Origin of the sequence: Dietzia sp. 179-F 9C3 NHS (genome assembly GCF_045369825.1) — a bacterium.
GTDB lineage: Bacteria > Actinomycetota > Actinomycetes > Mycobacteriales > Mycobacteriaceae > Dietzia.
In genome coordinates, this window is record NZ_JBIQES010000040.1 from 1 (window position 1) to 1,363 (window position 1,363).

Sequence of the window (1,363 nt, forward strand, 5' to 3'; positions counted from 1 at the left end):
GATATCGGTTGCGGGCAGCGGTGCAGTTGTTCGAGCACTTGCCGTTGCTGGCTGAGGCGTTCCTGGAGGGGGTGGTCTCGGCACAGGTGGTCAAGCAGATCGTGGAGCGGACCTATGAGGTCGATCCGCAGGTGTTGCCGGCGCTGGATGCGGCGGTGCGTGGTGAGGTCGTCGAGCCGATCGCCGCTGGGGTGCGGTTCGCGGCCAAGGCGTTGGACGCGGCGGTGGACGCGCTGGTGGCGCTGATGGATCCGGACGGGGTGCGCACGGTGCGGCGCACCGCGCGGGCCGGTGTCGGGGTGGGGCTCGAGGCGTTGCGTGGTGGGGTGGCGCAGGTTCAGGCGGTGATGCCGGGCGCGGCCGGGGCGGCGGTGTTCGCCACGGTGGATGCCCTGGCGCGCCGGCTGCACGGGCGCCGGCCGCGGGACGAGCACGGTAAGCGGCTGCCCCTGGGGCAGTGTCGGGCGGTGGCGCTGCTGGTGCTGACCGCCGGCCGTGGGGCGGTGGCGGCGGCGGAGCTGACCGAGCAGGCGCTGGCGGTGCTGGCCGAGGAACTCGACGCGGTGGCCGGGGCGGTCCCGGATCGGGCGCAGGTGACGGTCACGGTGCACACCGGTGGTGAGGCCGCCGCGCGGCCGGCGGACGGGCTGATGGTGTGGATCGCCCGACTGGGGCTGCTGCCGGCGTCCGCGGCGGCGGGGTTGTTGGCCCGGGCCCGGCGCGATCCGACCCGGCCCGGCCCGGCCGACCAACTGCGCCCGGCGGATCCGCTGTCGTGGCTGGGCGCGCCACTGACTCCCCCGGACCCGCGGGCCTCGGCCGAACACGCGCTCGCCGAGCGCGACGATCCCGACCGGGTGGCGGAGCTCAATCGCGCCGAGCGGCGGGCCCTGGCGCGGCTGGCCCGGGACCGGCTTCCCGGGTACGCGTTGCGGTACCGGATTCCCGACTGGCTCAGAGTCCGCGTCCGCGAGCGGGACGGGTGTTGCAGGTTCCCGGGGTGTGGTGTGCCCGCGGCGGATTGCGACGTCGATCACCTCGAGCCGTTCCTGCACCGCGATCCGGTCTCGGGCGGGTGGACCGTGGAGCTGAACCTGGGGTGCCTGTGTCGGCGGCATCACCGGGTCAAGACCCGTGACAGGTGGACGATCACCACCGATCTGCAGGGGGTGTTCACCTTCACCGCCCCCGACGGCGCCACGGCGGTCACCTATCCGGCCGGCCCGGCCGAGGCCGTGGGCACCGCCGAGCAGATCTTCGGCCCGCCGGGGCCTCGGCTCCCAGACCCGAGCGACCCCGGATGCCGCATCGACACCCTCACCGACACCGAACTCGCCGCCGAGATGGCGCGGGAAAGACTCCT

Annotated in this window: 1 protein-coding gene; it reads left to right on the plus strand. The window is 74.5% G+C overall.

Annotation, left to right across the window (positions count from 1 at the left end; genetic code table 11):
- Positions 1–20: 20 nt before the first annotated feature.
- Positions 21–1,363 (plus strand): DUF222 domain-containing protein (locus ACH0BZ_RS16345; protein ID WP_406899801.1); only part of this gene is annotated, 1,343 nt, incomplete at its 3' end.